Genomic DNA, 17,257 nt, shown 5'->3' with positions numbered 1-17,257 from the left:
GAGCATCCCGTAGCATTGCTTACATGTTGAACCTGGAGCGCCTGCGTACCCTCCATGCCGTCGCCCGCCACGGTTCCGTCAGCGCCGCCGCCGACGGGCTCCATGTGACGACGTCCGCCGTGTCCCAGCAACTGTCCAAGCTGGAGCGGGAGACCGGGCAGCAACTGCTGGCCAAGAACGGCCGCGGAGTGCGGCTGACCGACGCCGGGCGGCTGCTTGTCGAGCACGCCTCGCGCATCCTCTCCCAGGTGGAGCTGGCCCAGGCCGACCTGGAGGCCCAGCACGGCCATGCCGTCGGTGAGCTCCTGCTGGGCACCTTCGCCACGGCGGCCCGTGGCCTGTTCCCGGCGGCCCTCGTCGCCCTGCGTCGCGAGCACCCCCACCTGCGCGCCCGGCTGGAGGAGATGGAGCAGGACGAGGCCGTCTCCCGCGTGGTGCGCGGGGACATCGACCTCGCCGTCGTCCTCGACTGGTACAACAAGCCGCTGCCGGTGCCGGAGGAGCTGGCCAAGGCCCCGCTCCTCGACGACCGCGTCGACGTCGCCGTGCCCGCCGGCCACCCGCTCGCCGGCCGGGAGCAGGTCGCCCTGGAGGACTTCGCCGAGGACGAGTGGATCTCCTGGCCCAAGGGCGAGTTCTGCCACGACTGGCTGCTGTTCACCCTGCGCGGCAAGGGAGTGGAGCCCCGCATCGGACACAAGGCCGACGAACACCCCACCCAGCTCGCCCTCGTCGCCGCCGGCCTCGGCATCGCCGTCGCGCCGCGCCTGGGCCGTGGTCCGGTGCCGGAGGGGGTGTGCATCGTGCCCGTGCGCCCCACGATGTGCCGTCGGGTCTTCGCGATCTGGCGCGTGGACGCCGACCGCAGGCCCTCGGTCCGCGCCGCCGTCGACGCGCTCCGTACCGCCGGAGCCGCCATCGGTTCCTGAGTGGAATGAGTGGAAGAGTCCCATGAGGGAAGAAACCTACGGAGACGCCGACTAGCTGGTGGTTGTCTCGCTTATAGGGGACTCGGGGGGAAATGTGAGCACCGACGAGAGCGTCAACGAGAGCGCCAACGTGAGCATCGGGGTGAGCGCCGAGGTGACCGTCCTCGGTCTGGGGGCGATGGGTGCGGCATTGGCCGGCGCGTTCGTGGACGCGGGCCACCGCACGACGGTGTGGAACCGCACGCGCGGCAAGGCCGACGCCCTCGCCGCGCGGGGTGCCGTGGCGGCGGCGTCGGCCGCCGAGGCCGTGACGGCGAGCCCGCTGGTGGTGATCTGCCTGTCGTCCTACGGCGGGGTCCACGAGGTGGTCGGCCCCCTGGCCGGCGAGCTCGCGGGCCGGACGCTGGTCAACCTCACCTCGGGTTCGCCGGTCCATGCGCGGGAGACGGCCGTGTGGGCGGAGCGCAGCAGAGCCGGCTATCTCGACGGGGTGATCATGACGACCCCGTCCGGCGTCGGTGACCGCGGCTTCCTCCAGCTCTACGCCGGTTCGCCGACCGCTTTCGAGGAGCACCGCGCGACGCTCGCCGCCCTGGGTGAGCCGCTGCACGTGGGTGCCGACACCGCCCTGTCCTCCGTCTATGACACGGCGTTGCTGGGCCTGATGTGGTCCACTCTGACCGGCTGGCTGCACACGGTGGCGCTCATCGGCGCCGACGGCCCCGGAGGAAACGTATCGGCAACGGCGTACACCGAGGTGGCCGACCGCTGGATGCAGACCGTGCGCTTCTTCATGCGTGCGTACGCGCCGCAGATCGACTCGGGGCACTATCCGAGCGGGGAGTTCCCCCTCGAACTCCACCGGATGACGATGGACGTCCTCGTCCACGCGTGCCGGCTCCGGGGGATCGACTCCCGCACGGCGGAGCTGTTCCGGGATCTGGCCGACCGGGCGGTCGCGGCCGGCCACGCCGGTGACAGTTACGCGCGCCTGATCGAGTACGTACGCGCGGACGGCCGCCCGGACGGTCGCGCGGAGGGCCGCCTGGACGGTCACATGGAGGGCCGCCTGGACGGCCGCACGGACGGCCGTCCGGGTGCGGCCCCGGCCTGACCCCCGGCTTCGACGCCCGACCCCCGGCTTCGACGCCGGATCCGTGGATTCCGGCGCCGGATCCGTGGATTCCGGCGCCGGATCCGCCGGTCGGGCCGGGGCGGGCGTCGCCCGGGGCGGGTGTCACTTGCGCCCGATCACCATCGACTCGGGGCCGGCCAGGTGCTGCACCCGGGTCTCCCGGAATCCGGCCTCCGCCAGCCAGGCACGGCAGTCGGCGCCGGTGTACTCGAAGCCGCCGGGCGTCTCCAGGAGCATGGTCAGGCTCATGAGCAGCCCCGGCACGTTCTCCCGGCGCTCGTCGTCGAGCAGCGTCTCGTAGATGATGACGCGGCCGCCCTCCGGCAGCGCCTCGTACGCCTTGTGCAGGAGCGTCTTGGCCTTGGGGAGCGCCCAGTTGCTCAGGATGTGCCCGAAGACCAGCACGTCGGCGCGGGGCAGGGGACCGGCGAAGAAGTCGCCTGCGAGGAACGAGAGGCGGTCGGCGAGGCCCGAGCGTTCGAGCCCGCGCCGGAACGTGGGTTCCACGGCGGCCAGGTCGAAGCCGGTGCCCCGCAGATGGGGCCGGCGCTGGAGCAGGTGGGTCAGCAGGGCGCCCTCGGCACAGCCGACGTCGACGACGGTGGAGTAGGGGGACCAGTCGACCGCTTCGGTCAGGGCGTGCACCGAGCGCATGGACAGACCGGTCATGGCCTGCTGGAAGACGGCGAGGCGCTCGGGGTCGTCGTAGAGGGAGGCGTAGATCCCCTCCTCGCCGGTCTTGATCTCGTTCTGCGGGGCGCCCGTGCGCAGGCCCTCGGCGAGGTTGCCCCACAGGTCGTACATCCGTGTGTCGCTCATCTCCAGGAGCCCGCCCACGTAGGCGGGCCTGCCGCGCACGAGGTAGTGGGCGGTGGCGGGGGTGTTGGCGTAGGCGCCGTCCGTGCGTTCCAGGGCGCCGAGGCCGACGAGGGCGTCGAAGAAGTCACGGGCGGAGCGGGGGTGCAGCTTCAGCCGGGCCCGCAGGGCGTCGCCGTCCAGGGGGCCCTCGGCCAGCTCCGTGAAGAGGCCGAGGCTGACGGCGACGAGCAGGACCTTCGACGCCATGAAGCCGGTGGCGGTCTGCAGGAGCCGGTCGAGAGCCGGGCCGTGTTCCGGGTCGGGAGGTGTATCGCTCATGGGTCCCTCGCAGGGCGCGTACATGGCCATTTGCCGGACATGTCTGTGCTACCCACTCCTCGCCCCGTTCAGGCGCCCCGCCGGTGCTCAGCGACCGCCCGCGGCCGGGAGCTTGCGGAAGTCCCAGGAGACGACGGTCTCGGGGGCCAGGCGGAGCCAGGCGTGCCTGCCGTCGTGCGGCATGGCGTCCAGGCCGAAGTACTTGGCGGCGAACAGCCGCTCCGGCGCGGCGAGCTCGTGGCAGGCCGCGCCCCGGCGCGGTGCCTCGCCGACGGGGACGGCCGTGCCGGAGAGTTCGGCTCCGCGCAGCTCGCCGTACTCCCGGCCGTCGTCGACCACGACCGCGAGGCGCGGGTCGCGCAGCAGGTCGGCCCACCGCCGGCTGCGGGTGAGCGAGTACAGCCACAGGGCCCGCCCGTCCCACACGTACCACAGGGCACTCACATGCGGCCGGCCGTCCGGGCCGGCCGTCGCCACCCGGCAGGTGTGCGCCGCGGTGAGGAAGGCGTCGAGCTCCGTCGGCGTCATCATGATCCGGCGGCCCCGCCGCTGCGTGACGGCCATCGTCCACCACCCGCCCTCTCGTATCTCCGTGCGTATCCGACTGTCCGTACCTGACTGACTGTCAGAAAGAGTGGGCCCTCTTCCCCCGGCGCGCAATGCCCGTTACCCTCACGCGCCCCGACCCCACCCGTGCACGACCCGACGAGGGAGCGCCATGGCGCCGCAGGACCGGATCGCCGACGGGCTCGACCCGGCCACCACCGTGCTGCTGACCGTCGAGTGTCAGCGCGGAGTCGTCGGCCCCGACAGCGCCCTGCCCGAGCTCGCCGCCGTCGCCCGTGCCTCCGGGGCGCTGGTCAACGTCGCCCGGCTCGTCGCCACGGCGCACGAGGCGGGCGTGCAGGTCGTGCACGCCGTCGCCGAGCGCCGCCCCGACGGCCGCGGCGCCAGCCGCAACGCCCACCTCTTCCGCATCGCCGAACGCCTGCCCGTGCAACAGCTGACCGGCACCCTGGCCGTCCGGATCGCCGACCCGGTCCCGGTCGGCGACGGCGACCTCGTCGTACGGCGGCTGCACGGGCTCTCACCACTGGCCGGCACCGGCGTGGACGCCCTGCTGCGCAACATCGGCTGCCGCACCCTGGTCGTCACCGGCGTCTCGGCCAACGTCGCGATACCCAACGCGGTCTTCGACGCCGTCAACCTTGGCTACACCGCCGTCGTGCCCGCGGACGCCATCGCCGGGGTGCCCGCCGACTACACGGCGGCGATGGTCCGCCACACGCTCGCTCTCGTCGCCACCGTCACCACCACCGAAGCGCTCGTGCGCGACTGGCGACACCCACGACGGCAGCACTGAGGGGCCCGGGCGCTCGGGTCCGGTCGCTGAGGCCCGGCTGCTCAGGGCCGGGCGCTCAGGGCCGGGCGCGGACGCGGCGGGACCGCGTCCGCGCCGCGCCGATGTGCTGCACCGGACCGTACCGGCGACCGTACCGGCTCGTACTGACCGCGAGAGATCAGTCCAGGGTGAGCGAGTCCCCGCTCACCGAGACGTGCTCCGGGGGCAGCGGCTTGCGGGCCGGGCCGGTGCGGACGCTGCCGTCGGTGACGGAGAACTTGCTGCCGTGGCACGGGCAGTTGATGGTCCCGTTCGTCACCTCCTTCACGAGGCACCCCTGGTGCGTGCAGACCGCCGAGAACGCCTTGAACTCGCCCTTCGCCGGCTGGGTGACCACCACCTTGCGGTCGGCGAACACCTTCCCGCCCCCCACCGGGATCTCCGCCGTCGTGGCCAGGGCCTCGCCCTTGCCGGGCTTCCCGGTCGCCTCGGACGTCGTCCCGGACGAGCCGCCGGACGCGCCGGTCCCCTGGGTGCCGGGCGCCGGCTGCGAGGTGTCCGACGACTTCTTGCCGTCCGAACCGCCGCACGCGGCGAGCACGGCCGCCAGGCCGGCGGCCCCGGCCGTCGTGACGACGGTGCGCCGGGCCGTGCCGGCCGGGCCGGGGGACGGGACGGGAGACGAAGCGGGAGACGAATGCGTCATGATCGTTCCTTCGCTGTTCCGGAAGTGCTGGTGCAGGGCCGCCTCCAGGAGGAGGGCCCAGGGGCCCGCTGCGGGAGGCAGCCCGGTTCGAGGAGCCATACGGTTCGCGCGCGCCCGGCGTTCAGCGGGAATCGGCAGTGCACGAAGGTGTGAGTCGGTTCCCTGCTTCCTCTGCCCGTCAGCGCCGACCATTGTGCAGTGAAAGGGGTCGATACCGGCCATTCGCCACACCTTCCGCCGTACGTGTTCACCCCGTCCCGACACCAGCCCCCGGCTTCAACCGAGTCCCACCGGAGAAACGGGGGCCGACCGGGTGAGCATTCCGTGAGCGTCAGTCACGCAGCTCCAGGGTGCAGCACTTCACGCTGCCGCCGGCCTTGAGGAGCTCGGTGAGGTCGACGCCGATCGGGTTGAACCCGCGGGCCCGCAGTTGTTCCTGCAGGCCCTGTGCGGCCTGGGGAAGCAGGACGTTGAGCCCGTCCGAGAAGGCGTTGAGGCCGAAGAGGGCGGCTTCCTCGTCCGAGGCGTGGATCGCGTCGGGGAACATCTCGCGCAGCACCGCCTGGCTGCCGGGGGTGAAGGCCGCCGGGTAGTACATGATCTCGGTGTCGGAGAGCACCGCCAGCGCGGTGTCGAGGTGGTAATGGCGCGGGTTCACCAGGGTCAGGCTGGTGACCGGGAGACCGAAGAACTCCTGGGCCTCGGCGTGGGAACGCGGATCCGTGCGGAAGCCGGTGCCCGCCAGGATGCGCCGGCCCACGGTGAGGTAGTCGCCCTCGCCTTCGTTGATGTGCTCCGGCCACAGCACCTCCCGGTAGCCGTGCTGCTCGAACCACTGGAGGTAGGCGGGGCCTTCGGCGGTCCGCTCCGCGTGGAGGAAGCGCGCGCCGAGGACCTTGCCGTCCACCACGGTGGCCCCGTTGGCGGCGAACACCATGTCGGGCAGGCCGGGGAGCGGCTCGATGGTCTCCACGGTGTGCCCCAGCGTGCGGAAGAGGTCGCGCAGCTGCTCCCACTGCAGGAGGGCGAGGGCTCTGTCGGTCGGTTTCCCGGGGACCATCCACGGGTTGATGGAGTACGTGACGTCGAAGTGGCTGGGCGGGCACATCAGCAGCTTGCGGGGGGTGGCGGCACGGGACGTGGACATATCCGATTTCCTTTGCTGTCGGTGGGGTGTGGTGTGGTCAGGGGGTCGGCCGCACGCCGATGTCGATCAGCGCCGCGGCGTCCCGGGCCCGTTGTCGTGCGCCGGCCCCGTTGCGGTCCGCCGCGATGACGGAGCCGACCCGGTCCCGGCCGGAGCGCGGGGAGCGGGTGAGGGAGCCGATGCCGACCAGGAGTTCGACGGAGGACACTCCCGGGGAGTCCGCGGCCTTCAATACGCCGTCGAGGCGCACGACTTCGCCCGGTCCTGCGGACAGGAACCAGCTCGCGGCGCCGCCCGTCGGATGTTCCGGCAGGGCGGTGGACGGCGCGGATCCGCGCATCACCGAGAGGTATTCCCGGGTGATGTCGACGTTCCAGGCCAGTTCGACCAGTTTGACGATGCTGCCGCCGGGCATCCGGCCGGCGCATTCGACCAGGTGCGGTTCGCCGTCCACCACGATCCACTCGCAGTGCACGAAGCCGCTTTCGAAGCCGATCGTCTCGAGCACCGTTTCGGTGGCCGTGTGCAGGCGTGCTTGAGCTGCGGCGGTGATGTCCGCAGGCACGGTGTGGCCCAGCTCCACCGGACGGTCGCCCGGGAAGAGCGACTTGGCGGTGACGTTGCGGAAGAGGGTGCGTCCGTCGTGCACCAGGAGTTCCACGCTGAACTCCGGCCCGCGAAGGTGGCTCTCGGCGAGCATGCGGACGGGCACGATGCTCTGTGCGGCCATGGCCGCGTGCTCCTGGACGACGCACTCCGCCCAGGCGTCGTCCACGTCGTCGGGGGTCCTCACGATCCTCGTGCCGATGGAGCCCTGGCGGTTGGCGGGTTTGAGCACGACCGGTCCGCCGACCTCGGCCATGAGGGCGCGTACGTCCTGCGGTGCCGAGACCGTGCGGGAGACGGGGCTGCGCACGTCGCTGTCCGCCGTCACCTGGCGCAGCAGCCACTTGTCGCGCAGCGGGTCGGCGGCCCGCGCCCCGGCCCCGGGCAGACCGAACAGCTCCGCGAGCCGGGCTGCGAACGGCACGGTGTACTCGATGCCGGGGATGACGGCCGCCGGGGGCCGGCCCCGGTACTCCCGGTGGAACCGGGCGGCGGCGTCCTCCTCCTCGTACTCCGTCACGATCAGCCGGCAGGAGGCGTCGGCGGCGGCCAGCACGGCGACCAGGTTCTTCTCCCTCGCTGCGGTGGGCGTGTCGACGAAGAGCGTCGCGGTCTGCCGGTGGTACCTCTCGGCCACGTACTTCCAGCCCGCCGTGTATCCCACGATGATCACGGGGCGGTCGTCGACGTTCACTGCGGAACCTCCTAGCGGCTCGGTGACGCGGTGGGGGCCTGCTGCTGCGGCGGCCGGTCGCCGAGCGCGTTCCAGCCAACGGTGCCCAGCGCCGGGCCGAGGCGGTGCCGAGGCCGAAGGATGCCCGGGTAGGTGCAGGAGGAGGAACGGCGCGAACCGAACGTCACGCGCGATGCTCAGGCGGCCGGCACGTCCGGCCGGGGACGTGCCCCCTTTGGCTGCCGGTGCTCGCTGTGCTCCGCGGGTGGTTGTGCTTCGGACATTCCCATCCTCAGTGAAAGTTGTGTGTCCGTAAGTGGCGCGGCGCCGGACCCCAAGCGGAATCACGGCGGCCAACAATCGGAATTGAAAGTTCCGAGATGGCGACGACAACAGCGGCAGAAGCATCGTGAAGCAACGCCGAGCGCACTGGTATTCCTCCCCGTTGGGACGCGTGGCGCGTCAATGCATCAACTCTGCACAGCCTTTGTAAGTCGATCAAGAGGATTACTCTTCAGGATGATGCATTGCGTGATCATGAAGGGGGCGTATATGTGCTCAAAAATGGACGGGTTGACCCTCCAGGAGGAGAACGCGCTGTGCGCGGAGGGGCTGGCCGCGTATCGCACGGCCGTGGCCGCCGGCAGTCTCGACGCCGGGGAGGCGCCGCAGTGCGTGGTGGCGCTCGGCCTGCTGCGCCGGGTCCCCGGAGCCCGGAGCGTCGTGCCCGTCCCACCTGCGGGACCCCTCGCCCAGGCCCTCCGGCCGTACGAGGAGGGCATCCGCCGGAACCGGAGCGCGATCGCCGCCACGCAGGCGGCCTTCGCCGCCGCGGAAGTGGCGTACCGCGAGGTGCAAGGGCGCCAGAGCGCCCAGCTGACCCTGCTGCTCGGCGCGTCCACCATCAACGCCGCTCTCGACCGGGCCGTGACCTGCTGTGAGGAGGAGCTGCTCACCGCCCGGCCGGGGGGTGGGCGCGCCGAGCACCTCCTTGCCGAGGCGCTGCCGCGCGATCTGAGCGCCCTGCAGCGTGGAGTGCGGCAACGCACCCTCTACCAGCACGGGATGCGCTCCCACGCGCCCACGCTCGAGTACGCCCGCAGGATCACCAGCGCGGGGGGCGAGGTGCGCACGACGAGTGAGGACATCGACCGAGTGGTCATTTGTGACCGGCGGTTGGCCTTCATTCCCGGCGACGGTCCCGGCCAGGCCCCGGGGAACGTCGCCGGGGACGACGGGCACGGCGAGGGGGTGCTGATGGTGCGTCATCCGGCGCTCTTGCGGCACCTGGTGAAGTGTTTCGAGCGGTGCTGGGAGAACGCCAGCGCCGTCGGGGCGACCGCCGCACCCGCGCGTACGGAGGTGGTCACCTCGGAGATCCAGGACCGGATCCTCCGCCTGCTCGTCGAGGGGCACACCGACGCCTCGATGGCGACCCGGCTCGGCTTGAGCGCCCGCACGGTGGCCGAGCACGTCCGCAAGCTCTCCCGGCAATTGGGCAGCTCCAGCCGGGCGCAACTCGGGTATCTCATCGCGACTTTCGGGCTGTTGGACGCTTCTCCCGAAGGCGAGTGACCGTGGGAATGCGTGTGTTATATTGTCGCCGACTCGGCACCGGGGGGTTGTTAACGGCCCCATGCGTGCATCCCCTTTCCGGGGCACACTGCGGGCCATACCGCGAATATTCGGCCGAGGAGCCACTGCGGTGCAGAGGGTGATGCGCCTCATTTCCTTATTCCCGAAAGTCTGCCACCGCCCAGACGCGTTCGGTGGCCCCGGGGGCATTCTGTAACGGTTGCGAGGTCCCTTGATCGTCAAAATTCGCCTATCGCGGCGAACGCCTCCGAGGAATTCGGCATGGCCTAGTCGACTGTCACGACCAGGACGAGGTCATGGTGATCCACTCCGGCTCGGGCACGCTCGAACTGCCCGGGCAATCCACCGACTTCACCACCGGTGACCTGTTGGTCCTGCCCCGCAACAACGAACACGTCGTGCGCAACCCCACCTGAGCCCCCGTACTGGCCCTCGGTCTACTGGCCCCTGCACGAGTCGAAGGGCGGGGCCGTCGCATGACCGACCGCGTGGATCACCGCCACGCCCCCCACTCCCCACGGCGACCTCCACGTCGGGCGCCTCGCAGGACCCTACGTCGCCGTGCGCGCCCCGCAGCCACCGACTCGGGAGCGTTCTGTTGCCGTACGACTCCGTGCGCGAGCCGCTCCCGCACCGGCGCGCAGGCCGTCATGGAAGATGCGGCCCTGACCGCGGCCTGCGCGGTGTCCCCAGCCGGATCCGGCCCTTGCCGCCGGAAATCCCGCTCCCCTCACATCTGCAGCGGGGAATTCCCTCCACTTGGTGAGGACGCTCTGCACGAGGAACGGCTGCTGCCGGCGACCGGCAGAGGCGGGAGAGCACGCGGTGACTTCGGCGCGGCGGCTCGGCCATTCCTCACCGGCGGTCACGCTCGGTTACTATGCTCTCCCCAGGGCTGATCGCGGCCGGTTTCCCCGCAAAGCACCCGCCGGGAGTGGACTATGGATTGCAAGGTAAACGAAGTGCGGGGCTTGGGATAATGCTGCCGGAGGTTACTGCCACCCGCTATGTCACGCCCCTGCGTGAAGGCGGCTCGCTTCCCGGGATCGTCGAGGCCGACGATCTCGGCACGTACGTCATGAAATTCACCGGCGCCGGCCAGGGCCGCAAGACGCTGGTCGCCGAGGTCATCTGCGGGCAGCTGGCCCGCCGCCTCGGACTGCGCGTCCCGGAGCTGGCGCGGATCCAGCTGGACCCGGTCATCGGCCGGGGCGAGCCGGACCAGGAGGTACAGGCGCTCCTCAAGGCCAGCGGCGGGCTCAACCTCGGGATGGACTTCCTCCCCGGCGCCCTCGGCTTCGACCCGCTCGCCTTCGAGACCGATGCGGCCGAGGCCGGGCGCGTGGTCTGGTTCGACGCCCTGATCAACAACGTCGACCGGTCGTGGCGCAACCCCAACCTGCTGGTCTGGCACGGCCGCCTCTGGCTGATCGACCACGGCGCCACCATGATCTGGCACCACAACTGGCCGAGCGCGGCGACCGCGGCCGGCAAGGCGTACGACGCCTCCGACCATGTGCTCGCCTCCTTCGACCCGGACGTCGCCACCGCCGCCGCCGAGCTCGCGCCCCGCATCACCACGGAGCTGCTGACCGAGGTCGCCGCCGACGTCCCCGACGAGTGGCTCGTGGACGAGCCGGGCTTCGACGGCCCGGACGCCCTGCGCCGCGCCTACGTCGAGGTCCTGCTCGAACGCGCGGCGACCATCGGCGATCGCATCACCGTCGGCGAGCGTAGCGCCGACAAACCCTCGCAGGCGCCGGAATGGGTGCGTGTCAGGCTGAACGGAAAGGCCGGGAAATGACGCGCCACAACGGACGCGACGTCTTCGAGTACGCGCTGCTGCGCGTCGTACCGCGCATCGAGCGCGGGGAGCAGATCAACGCGGGGGTCGTCGTCTACTGCCAGGCCCGGTCCTACGTCGCCGCCCGCGTCCACCTGGACGAGGCGCGGCTGCTGGCGCTCGACCCCACGGCGGACGTGGCCGGCGTGCGGGCCGCGCTGCACGCCGTCGAAGGGGTCTGTGCCGGCGGGGAACGGGCCGGACAGGCGGCCTGCGACGACGCCGGCCGGCGGTTCCGCTGGCTGATCGCGCCGCGTAGCACCGTCGTCCAGCCCGGACCGGTGCACACGGGCCTGACCGCCGATCCCGAGAGCGAGTCCGCGCGCCTGCTGGACCTGCTGGTGAAGTGAGCGGGGGCGGCGGGGCCCTCGGCGCCCGGCGTCGTCACGGGGCGTTGACAGCGGGTGGCACGGCTTCTAGCGTCTGATCGTCGACGCTACTAAGCGGTTGCTCACCTGCTGCTCCGTGCGGGGAGCGGCCCAAAGGTGAGGAGAACCCGCATGTCCACCACCGAGCAGCGCGTAGCCCTCGTCACGGGCGCGGCCCGTGGCATCGGGGCGGCGACCGCCGTGCGCCTGGCCGCCGAGGGCCGCGCTGTCGCCGTCCTCGACCTCGACGAGGCGGCCTGCGCGGACACCGTGGAGAAGATCACCGCGGCGGGCGGCCGGGCCCTCGCGGTCGGCTGTGACGTCTCCGACTCCGCCCAGGTGGACACCGCCGTGGCCCGCGTCGCGGCGGAGCTGGGCGCGCCCGTCATCCTCGTCAACAACGCGGGTGTGCTCCGCGACAACCTGTTGTTCAAGATGAGTGAGAACGACTGGGACACCGTCATGAACGTGCACCTGCGGGGCGCGTTCCTGATGTCCCGCGCCTGCCAGAAGCACATGGTGGACGCCGGGTTCGGCCGCATCGTGAACCTCTCCAGCAGCTCGGCCCTCGGCAACCGCGGCCAGGCCAACTACGCCGCCGCCAAGGCCGGCATGCAGGGCTTCACCAAGACGCTCGCCAAGGAGCTCGGCAAGTTCGGCATCACCGCCAACTCCGTGGCGCCCGGTTTCATCGCCACCGACATGACGGCCGCCACCGCGGCCCGGGTCGGCATGGACTTCGACGACTTCAAGACCGCCGCGGCGAGCCAGATCCCCGTGCAGCGCGTCGGCGAGCCGGACGACATCGCGCACGCCGTCGCCTTCTTCACGGGCGAGCAGGCCGGCTTCGTCTCCGGCCAGGTCCTGTACGTGGCCGGCGGCCCCCTCAACTGACGGTGGAAGGGACGGACACCATGACCGCACAGGAGCGGGAGCTCACCGGAAGAGTCGCCCTCGTCACCGGCGCCAGCCGGGGCATCGGCTACGGCATCGCCGAGGCGCTCGTGGCCCGCGGCGACCGCGTCGTCATCACCGGCCGCAACGAGGACGCCCTGAAGGAGGCCGTCGAACGGCTCGGTCCCGGCCGGGCGATCGGCGTGCCGGGCAAGGCGCACGACGAGGCCCACCAGGCCGTGGCCGTCGAGCGTGCGATGGAGGCGTTCGGCCGCGTGGACTACCTCGTCAACAACGCCGGCACCAACCCGGTCTTCGGCCCCATCGCCGACCTCGACCTCTCCATCGCCCGCAAGGTCTTCGAGACCAATGTCATCTCGGCGCTCGGCTTCGCCCAGCAGACGTGGAAGGCATGGCAGAAGGACAACGGCGGGGCAATCGTCAACATCGCCTCCGTCGCCGGACTCGGGTCGTCCCGCTTCGTCGGCGCGTACGGCATCAGCAAGGCCGCCATGATCAACCTCACCCTGCAGCTCGCCCACGAGCTGGCGCCGGGCGTACGGGTCAACGCCATCGCCCCGGCCCTCGTGAAGACCCAGTTCGCCGCCGTCCTCTACGAAGGGCGCGAGCAGGAGGCCGTGGCCTCCTACCCGCTCGGGCGGCTGGGCGTCCCGGAGGACATCGGCGGTGCGGCGGCGTTCCTGCTGTCGGACGCGGCGGGCTGGGTCACGGGGCAGACCCTCGTCGTGGACGGGGGGCTCTTCCTCAACATGGGGGTGTGAGGAACACAGGGGTGTGAGGGCGTGTTGAGGGTGCGCCCCCTCCGGGCCGCCCGCGACCTCGCGGCGGGCGTTGTCAGTGGTCGCCGGTAAGTTCTTCCGCGAGAACGGATCGAACCCCGGAGGTTGTGCGTGACCGTCACCGACATGCTGCCCGAGTCCTGGCGCGGTGTCCTCGGCGAGGAGCTGGAGAAGCCCTACTTCAAGGAGCTCATCGACTTCGTGGAGGACGAGCGGACGAAGGCGCCGGTGTACCCGCCGCGCGGAGAGGTCTTCGCCGCCCTGGAGGCGACCCCGTACGAGCAGGTGAAGGTCCTCGTCCTCGGCCAGGACCCGTACCACGGCGCGGGCCAGGGCCACGGCCTGTGCTTCTCGGTGCGGCCCGGCGTCAAGACGCCGCCCTCGCTGCGCAACATCTACAAGGAGATGCGGGAGGAGCTCGGCTACGACGTGCCGGACAACGGCTACCTCATGCCGTGGGCCCAGCAGGGTGTCCTGCTGCTCAACGCCGTGCTGACGGTCCGCGGCGGGGAGCCCAACTCCCACAAGGGCAAGGGCTGGGAGAAGTTCACCGACGCGGTCATCCGCGCGGTGGCTTCCCGGCCCGACCCGGCCGTCTTCGTGCTGTGGGGCAACTACGCGCAGAAGAAGCTGCCCCTCATCGACGAGGAGCGGCACATCGTCGTCAAGGGCGCGCACCCCTCGCCGCTGTCGGCGAAGAAGTTCTTCGGCAGCCGCCCCTTCACGCAGATCAACGAGGCCATTGCCGCCCAGGGCCACCAGCCCGTCGACTGGCGCATCCCGGACCTCGCGGTCTGAGCCGGAGCGGTCTGGCCTGGGGGCGCGCCACCCGCGCCCCCAGGCCCTCGCGCCGTCGCACCCCGGGGTCGTGCCGTCCGTCAGTTCCCGTACACCTGGTGGCAGATCCGCGAGGCGTCGCCGCCCTTCTGCCACTTGCCGTAGGTGTCGCCCATGGCACAGACGCCGTTGCCCTTGCGGCCGCGTGGTGCCGGGGCGGCGGGTGCGGGCGCCGGGGCCTCGTGCCGCGCCTCGGGCTCGTGCCGGGGCCGGGACTCCTGGTCCGCCTGCCGCTCGGCCGGCGGGGGCGGGGCCTCGCGCCGGGGCCCGGGCGCCTCGTGCGCCGCTTCCCGGGAGGGGGGTGCGGCAGCGGGTGGCGGGGGACCTGCGGACCGGGCGGAGCCCGCCGGCCGGTCCGCCTCGCGCGCCGGCTCCCCGGACTCCCGGTCGTGGGAGCCCGTAGCGCCCCCGGCCCGGTCGTGCTCCCGCCCCCAGAGCGGCCAGCCCGGAGGCCAGGAGGGGCGCGGTCCCCACGACGGCGCCCAGGAAGGCTCCCCCGTCAGGACCAGAGGCGGATCGGTCAGGTCCGCAGACGCGTCCGACGGCCGTCCCAGCGTCGCCGCCCTGCCGCGCTCCGGCCCGTCGCCGGTGGTGGTCAGGGACTCGCGGGCCGGGCCCGGCGCGGCCTCCGGCCCTGCGGCCCGGGTCAGCCGGGGCGGCCGTGCGGACCGGTCGTCGTCATGCGGAGAGACGGAGACGCAACCGGCGGCGGCCGACATCGCCACCGCCACCAGGGCAGCCGCAGCAGGCATTCGATGCACTCGCCCAACCTGCTGCCACGACACAGCGGTTGGGAACTCCCCGCAGGGGTGACAAGGGATCACACCCGCGACCACGCGCCGCCCCCTCGCGCCGCGCACCCGAGATCACTACCCAGGATCATCAGGTGGGGGCGGTCGCTCACGACTCACCGTGCGGGGCCGCCCGCCGCCGCAGGCGTCACCCGCCGGTCAATCCCCCGTCACGCCGTCGATGCGCTCGCGTATGAGGTCCGCGTGGCCGTTGTGACGCGCGTACTCCTCGATCATGTGCAGGAGGATCCAGCGCAGGTCGAGAGGGTCCCCGTTCCTACGGGCGCCGACACCCAGATCGTCCAGCGACCGCCCGCGCGCCGCCTCCCGTGCCGCGTCGATCTCCGCCTGCCACACGGCGAACGCAGCCTCCCACGAGTCCCCCTCGGAGACGCGGAAGTCCCCGTCGAGGTCGTCGTCGGTGTAGTGGATGGGCCCGGCCTCCGTCTCGCCGGCGAGCATCCGCCGGAACCAGTGCCGTTCCACGTCGGCCATGTGCCGCACGAGACCCAGCAGCGTCAACGACGAGGGCGGCACCGATGCCTCCCGCAGCTGGGCGTCGTCGAGCCCCGCACACTTCAGCGCGAGGGTGGCACGGTGATAGTCGAGAAAGCCCTCCAGCGCGGTGCGCTCGTCGGCGACGCTGGGCGGATCGATGCGTTCGGGAGTGATCATGGCCGCCATCATCGCGGTTGACGTCCGGTCACGCCACAGAATTAAAGGACTTCGTCGTACTGCTGCGATGCTGGGAGGTCGAATCCTTCCTCGGCGTACCGAAGCAGACATGAGCCGGTCTTTTATCCGCCGTGATGGCTCAAACACCTGACGAGGGACGTTCATTATCTGGCTGAAGATGCCCGACCTCGCCAGGTGAGGTCGGCGAATCGTGCATCGCTGCATTACATGAAGGCAACCTTGCATGCACCTAGGTGCATTTTTTCGGGTCGGAGTGGTCAGGAGGTAGCGGCACCCCAGCCGAGACCGGCTGGTTTCCGATCTTCTACGGGTGCTCGTAGCGCATCGTCGGTGACGCCGCTCAGGTTCTCCGCCCAACTGACGCGGTCGCCGTGACCCGGTGCATATTCCACGTTCAGGTAGCGAGCGGTGCGCAAGGACCAGTCGAGGTTCCCCCTGATCCAGCTTTCAAGCCCGACGATGTAGCGCTCAACGGCCTGTCGTGTTGCGGGAGATGCCTGAGACTCCTCCAGCCAGGCCGGAACCTGCTCTTTGTGGTCGAGGAACAATCGGATCCGTGAATTCTGTATTGCGTTGACGAGGTCCACGGATTGCTGGATCTCGCCGCCGGTGAGTTGTTGGGCGACGTGAACGATGTTGTTGACCTCGCCGCGTGCCATTTCCTTTTCGTGCGAGAGGATGTCGTTCGAGATGCAGATCACGTCGATGGCCGCCAGCTCCATGGTGCGGAGAAGGAGGCTATCGTTGAGCCGGGTCGGCACCTCCAGCCCTTCGGTGTAGGGGATGAGGTCGAAGCCGATCCACGTCGCTCCAGTGTCCCGCCTCATGTCGATGTACATGACGAGGTCCGGAGTGTGCCGTCGGGATCTGTTGGAGATCTCCCAGAAGTACGACATCAGATAGTCGTGCATGTGTCTTTTGAATCGCCCCCTCCAGGAGGGGGACATCCTGGTTGCGGTTTGTGGCCAGAGGTCCAGCAGGGCGGCCTCCAGTGGGTTGCCTGGGACCAGTGGCTCGATCTCCGGGCTCGCAAGGCATCGAAGCAGGTTGGGGAGGACTGTCTCCGCGTCGACTTTGCTGCGTCCCAGGTAGCAGTCATCGAAATGGTCGTCGAACAGGAACAGCCAGGCGCACCACTTCGCCGCCACCACGAGCCGATCCGTGGGGGCGTCGGGATACGTGCGGGCCGCGAACTCTCCATAGAGGGCCGACTCGAAACGCTCCTGGGCGGATGGTGAAGCCACCAATTCCATTTCCTGAGCCCACCTCAGTGACTCGTCGGTGGCCGTCATCAGTTCAGGGCTCAGGCGGGACGGGAACGGGTTGTAGAATTGCGGCAGTGTGAAGGAAGAGATGATGCACCTCCTTTTTCGCGCCCCTCGGTCGGGCGAGGCTTGCTCGACCAACTGCAACACGTGCTCGATGAGAGTGTCGACGATCTTGCCTCCGGGGGCAATCTCGACGACTGCGCCTTTCACGAAGACCTGGTGACACCTTCGGCGTGGCCTGACGCGTGATCACCGTCTTGCCGAGCCTGACCGGTCACCTGGAGGTGATCAAGCAGGGGATCCGGCCCAGGCAGCTTCCACCGTGACGCGGAGCGATATCCCCAGGCAGAGCGTGAATCGGGGGCGCGTGAAGCACCGGTGACCCGTTCCCAGGACTGTAAATAAGGCTTGGGGCCAGTGGTGTTGGTATGTCGTACGGTGTTTCTGTGGCGCGTTCCGCGATGCCGGCCGCTGACGGCCGGCATCCCT

At 70.7% G+C, this 17,257-nt stretch carries 18 protein-coding genes; 10 read left to right on the top strand and 8 right to left on the bottom strand.

Features of this window, described 5'->3' with window-relative positions; genetic code table 11:
- The first annotated feature begins 23 nt into the window (after positions 1–23).
- Both IE182_RS11925 and IE182_RS11920 read left to right on the top strand, forming a co-directional pair.
- Complete coding sequence (locus tag IE182_RS11925; protein ID WP_190109704.1) at positions 24–929, top strand: LysR family transcriptional regulator; 906 nt, start codon at positions 24–26, stop codon at positions 927–929.
- Positions 930–1,071: 142 nt separating this feature from the next.
- A complete protein-coding gene (locus IE182_RS11920; protein ID WP_190109755.1) occupies positions 1,072–2,043 on the top strand; it encodes an imine reductase family protein in 972 nt (323 codons plus the stop codon).
- Positions 2,044–2,166: 123 nt separating this feature from the next.
- Here the strand turns inward: IE182_RS11920 and IE182_RS11915 are convergent, their stop codons facing one another.
- Entirely contained in the window at positions 2,167–3,201 is a 1,035-nt protein-coding gene (locus IE182_RS11915; RefSeq protein ID WP_190109703.1) for a methyltransferase, read from the bottom strand.
- Between the two features lie 87 nt (positions 3,202–3,288).
- Positions 3,289–3,765: a pyridoxamine 5'-phosphate oxidase family protein gene (locus tag IE182_RS11910; RefSeq protein WP_190109702.1), complete on the bottom strand. Its 477-nt coding sequence runs from the start codon at positions 3,763–3,765 to the stop codon at positions 3,289–3,291.
- A gap of 154 nt (positions 3,766–3,919) precedes the next feature.
- Between IE182_RS11910 and IE182_RS11905 the strand changes: the two genes are divergently transcribed.
- Positions 3,920–4,564 (top strand): cysteine hydrolase family protein, encoded by a 645-nt coding sequence (locus IE182_RS11905; RefSeq protein ID WP_190109701.1) that lies wholly within the window; start codon positions 3,920–3,922, stop codon positions 4,562–4,564.
- A 157-nt stretch (positions 4,565–4,721) separates the two neighbouring features.
- Here the strand turns inward: IE182_RS11905 and IE182_RS11900 are convergent, their stop codons facing one another.
- The 3 genes from IE182_RS11900 to IE182_RS11890 form a co-directional block, all read right to left on the bottom strand.
- Positions 4,722–5,249 carry a Rieske (2Fe-2S) protein gene (locus IE182_RS11900; protein WP_190109700.1) on the bottom strand — a complete coding sequence of 176 codons (528 nt, stop codon included), beginning with the start codon at positions 5,247–5,249 and terminating at the stop codon, positions 4,722–4,724.
- Between the two features lie 331 nt (positions 5,250–5,580).
- Positions 5,581–6,396, bottom strand: coding sequence for a dimethylargininase (ddaH, locus tag IE182_RS11895; protein WP_190109699.1), 816 nt, complete (start codon positions 6,394–6,396; stop codon positions 5,581–5,583).
- 37 nt (positions 6,397–6,433) lie between these two features.
- Complete coding sequence (locus IE182_RS11890) at positions 6,434–7,696, bottom strand: ATP-grasp domain-containing protein (RefSeq protein ID WP_190109698.1); 1,263 nt, start codon at positions 7,694–7,696, stop codon at positions 6,434–6,436.
- A gap of 543 nt (positions 7,697–8,239) precedes the next feature.
- Here IE182_RS11890 and IE182_RS11885 point away from each other — a divergent pair.
- From IE182_RS11885 to IE182_RS11855, 7 genes are all read left to right on the top strand, one after another.
- Positions 8,240–9,250: a helix-turn-helix transcriptional regulator gene (locus tag IE182_RS11885; protein ID WP_190109697.1), complete on the top strand. Its 1,011-nt coding sequence runs from the start codon at positions 8,240–8,242 to the stop codon at positions 9,248–9,250.
- 275 nt (positions 9,251–9,525) lie between these two features.
- The gene (locus tag IE182_RS11880) at positions 9,526–9,687 is read left to right on the top strand and encodes a cupin domain-containing protein (protein ID WP_268249615.1); all 162 of its coding nucleotides are present in this window, start codon (positions 9,526–9,528) and stop codon (positions 9,685–9,687) included.
- A gap of 563 nt (positions 9,688–10,250) precedes the next feature.
- Entirely contained in the window at positions 10,251–11,075 is an 825-nt protein-coding gene (locus IE182_RS11875; protein ID WP_190109695.1) for a HipA family kinase, read from the top strand.
- The gene (locus IE182_RS11870) at positions 11,072–11,464 is read left to right on the top strand and encodes a DUF3037 domain-containing protein (RefSeq protein WP_190109694.1); all 393 of its coding nucleotides are present in this window, start codon (positions 11,072–11,074) and stop codon (positions 11,462–11,464) included. Before IE182_RS11875 ends, IE182_RS11870 begins: the two co-directional genes overlap by 4 nt.
- Positions 11,465–11,614: 150 nt before the next feature.
- Complete coding sequence (gene fabG / locus IE182_RS11865; RefSeq protein WP_190109693.1) at positions 11,615–12,376, top strand: 3-oxoacyl-ACP reductase FabG; 762 nt, start codon at positions 11,615–11,617, stop codon at positions 12,374–12,376.
- A 20-nt stretch (positions 12,377–12,396) separates the two neighbouring features.
- Positions 12,397–13,158, top strand: a complete 762-nt coding sequence (locus IE182_RS11860) for an SDR family oxidoreductase (RefSeq protein ID WP_190109692.1) — start codon at positions 12,397–12,399, stop codon at positions 13,156–13,158.
- Between the two features lie 129 nt (positions 13,159–13,287).
- Positions 13,288–13,974 carry a uracil-DNA glycosylase gene (locus tag IE182_RS11855; RefSeq protein WP_190109691.1) on the top strand — a complete coding sequence of 229 codons (687 nt, stop codon included), beginning with the start codon at positions 13,288–13,290 and terminating at the stop codon, positions 13,972–13,974.
- An 80-nt stretch (positions 13,975–14,054) separates the two neighbouring features.
- Here IE182_RS11855 and IE182_RS11850 read toward each other — a convergent pair whose 3' ends face one another.
- The 3 genes from IE182_RS11850 to IE182_RS11840 all read right to left on the bottom strand — a co-directional run bounded on the left by IE182_RS11850 (position 14,055) and on the right by IE182_RS11840 (position 16,978).
- Complete coding sequence (locus tag IE182_RS11850) at positions 14,055–14,765, bottom strand: hypothetical protein (protein WP_190109690.1); 711 nt, start codon at positions 14,763–14,765, stop codon at positions 14,055–14,057.
- Between the two features lie 198 nt (positions 14,766–14,963).
- Entirely contained in the window at positions 14,964–15,479 is a 516-nt protein-coding gene (locus tag IE182_RS11845) for a DinB family protein (protein WP_373303540.1), read from the bottom strand.
- A gap of 278 nt (positions 15,480–15,757) precedes the next feature.
- On the bottom strand, positions 15,758–16,978 hold the full coding sequence (locus tag IE182_RS11840) for a terpene synthase family protein (protein ID WP_190109689.1): 1,221 nt from the start codon (positions 16,976–16,978) through the stop codon (positions 15,758–15,760).
- Positions 16,979–17,257 lie beyond the last annotated feature (279 nt).

This window comes from Streptomyces cinnamoneus (assembly GCF_014650495.1).
Taxonomy (GTDB): Bacteria; Actinomycetota; Actinomycetes; order Streptomycetales; family Streptomycetaceae; genus Streptomyces; species Streptomyces cinnamoneus.
Note: the sequence above shows the minus strand (reverse complement) of the source record. Positions and strands in the feature narration are given on the sequence as shown.

Coding starts and splice junctions, on each gene's coding strand:
- IE182_RS11925 (WP_190109704.1), top strand. CDS start 24: ATGTTGAACCTGGAGCGCCTGCGTACCCTCCATGCCGTCGCCCGCCAC.
- IE182_RS11915 (WP_190109703.1), bottom strand. CDS start 3,201: ATGAGCGATACACCTCCCGACCCGGAACACGGCCCGGCTCTCGACCGG.
- IE182_RS11910 (WP_190109702.1), bottom strand. CDS start 3,765: ATGGCCGTCACGCAGCGGCGGGGCCGCCGGATCATGATGACGCCGACG.
- IE182_RS11905 (WP_190109701.1), top strand. CDS start 3,920: ATGGCGCCGCAGGACCGGATCGCCGACGGGCTCGACCCGGCCACCACC.
- IE182_RS11900 (WP_190109700.1), bottom strand. CDS start 5,249: ATGACGCATTCGTCTCCCGCTTCGTCTCCCGTCCCGTCCCCCGGCCCG.
- ddaH (WP_190109699.1), bottom strand. CDS start 6,396: ATGTCCACGTCCCGTGCCGCCACCCCCCGCAAGCTGCTGATGTGCCCG.
- IE182_RS11885 (WP_190109697.1), top strand. CDS start 8,240: ATGGACGGGTTGACCCTCCAGGAGGAGAACGCGCTGTGCGCGGAGGGG.
- IE182_RS11875 (WP_190109695.1), top strand. CDS start 10,251: ATGCTGCCGGAGGTTACTGCCACCCGCTATGTCACGCCCCTGCGTGAA.
- IE182_RS11870 (WP_190109694.1), top strand. CDS start 11,072: ATGACGCGCCACAACGGACGCGACGTCTTCGAGTACGCGCTGCTGCGC.
- fabG (WP_190109693.1), top strand. CDS start 11,615: ATGTCCACCACCGAGCAGCGCGTAGCCCTCGTCACGGGCGCGGCCCGT.
- IE182_RS11860 (WP_190109692.1), top strand. CDS start 12,397: ATGACCGCACAGGAGCGGGAGCTCACCGGAAGAGTCGCCCTCGTCACC.
- IE182_RS11850 (WP_190109690.1), bottom strand. CDS start 14,765: ATGCCTGCTGCGGCTGCCCTGGTGGCGGTGGCGATGTCGGCCGCCGCC.
- IE182_RS11845 (WP_373303540.1), bottom strand. CDS start 15,479: ATGATCACTCCCGAACGCATCGATCCGCCCAGCGTCGCCGACGAGCGC.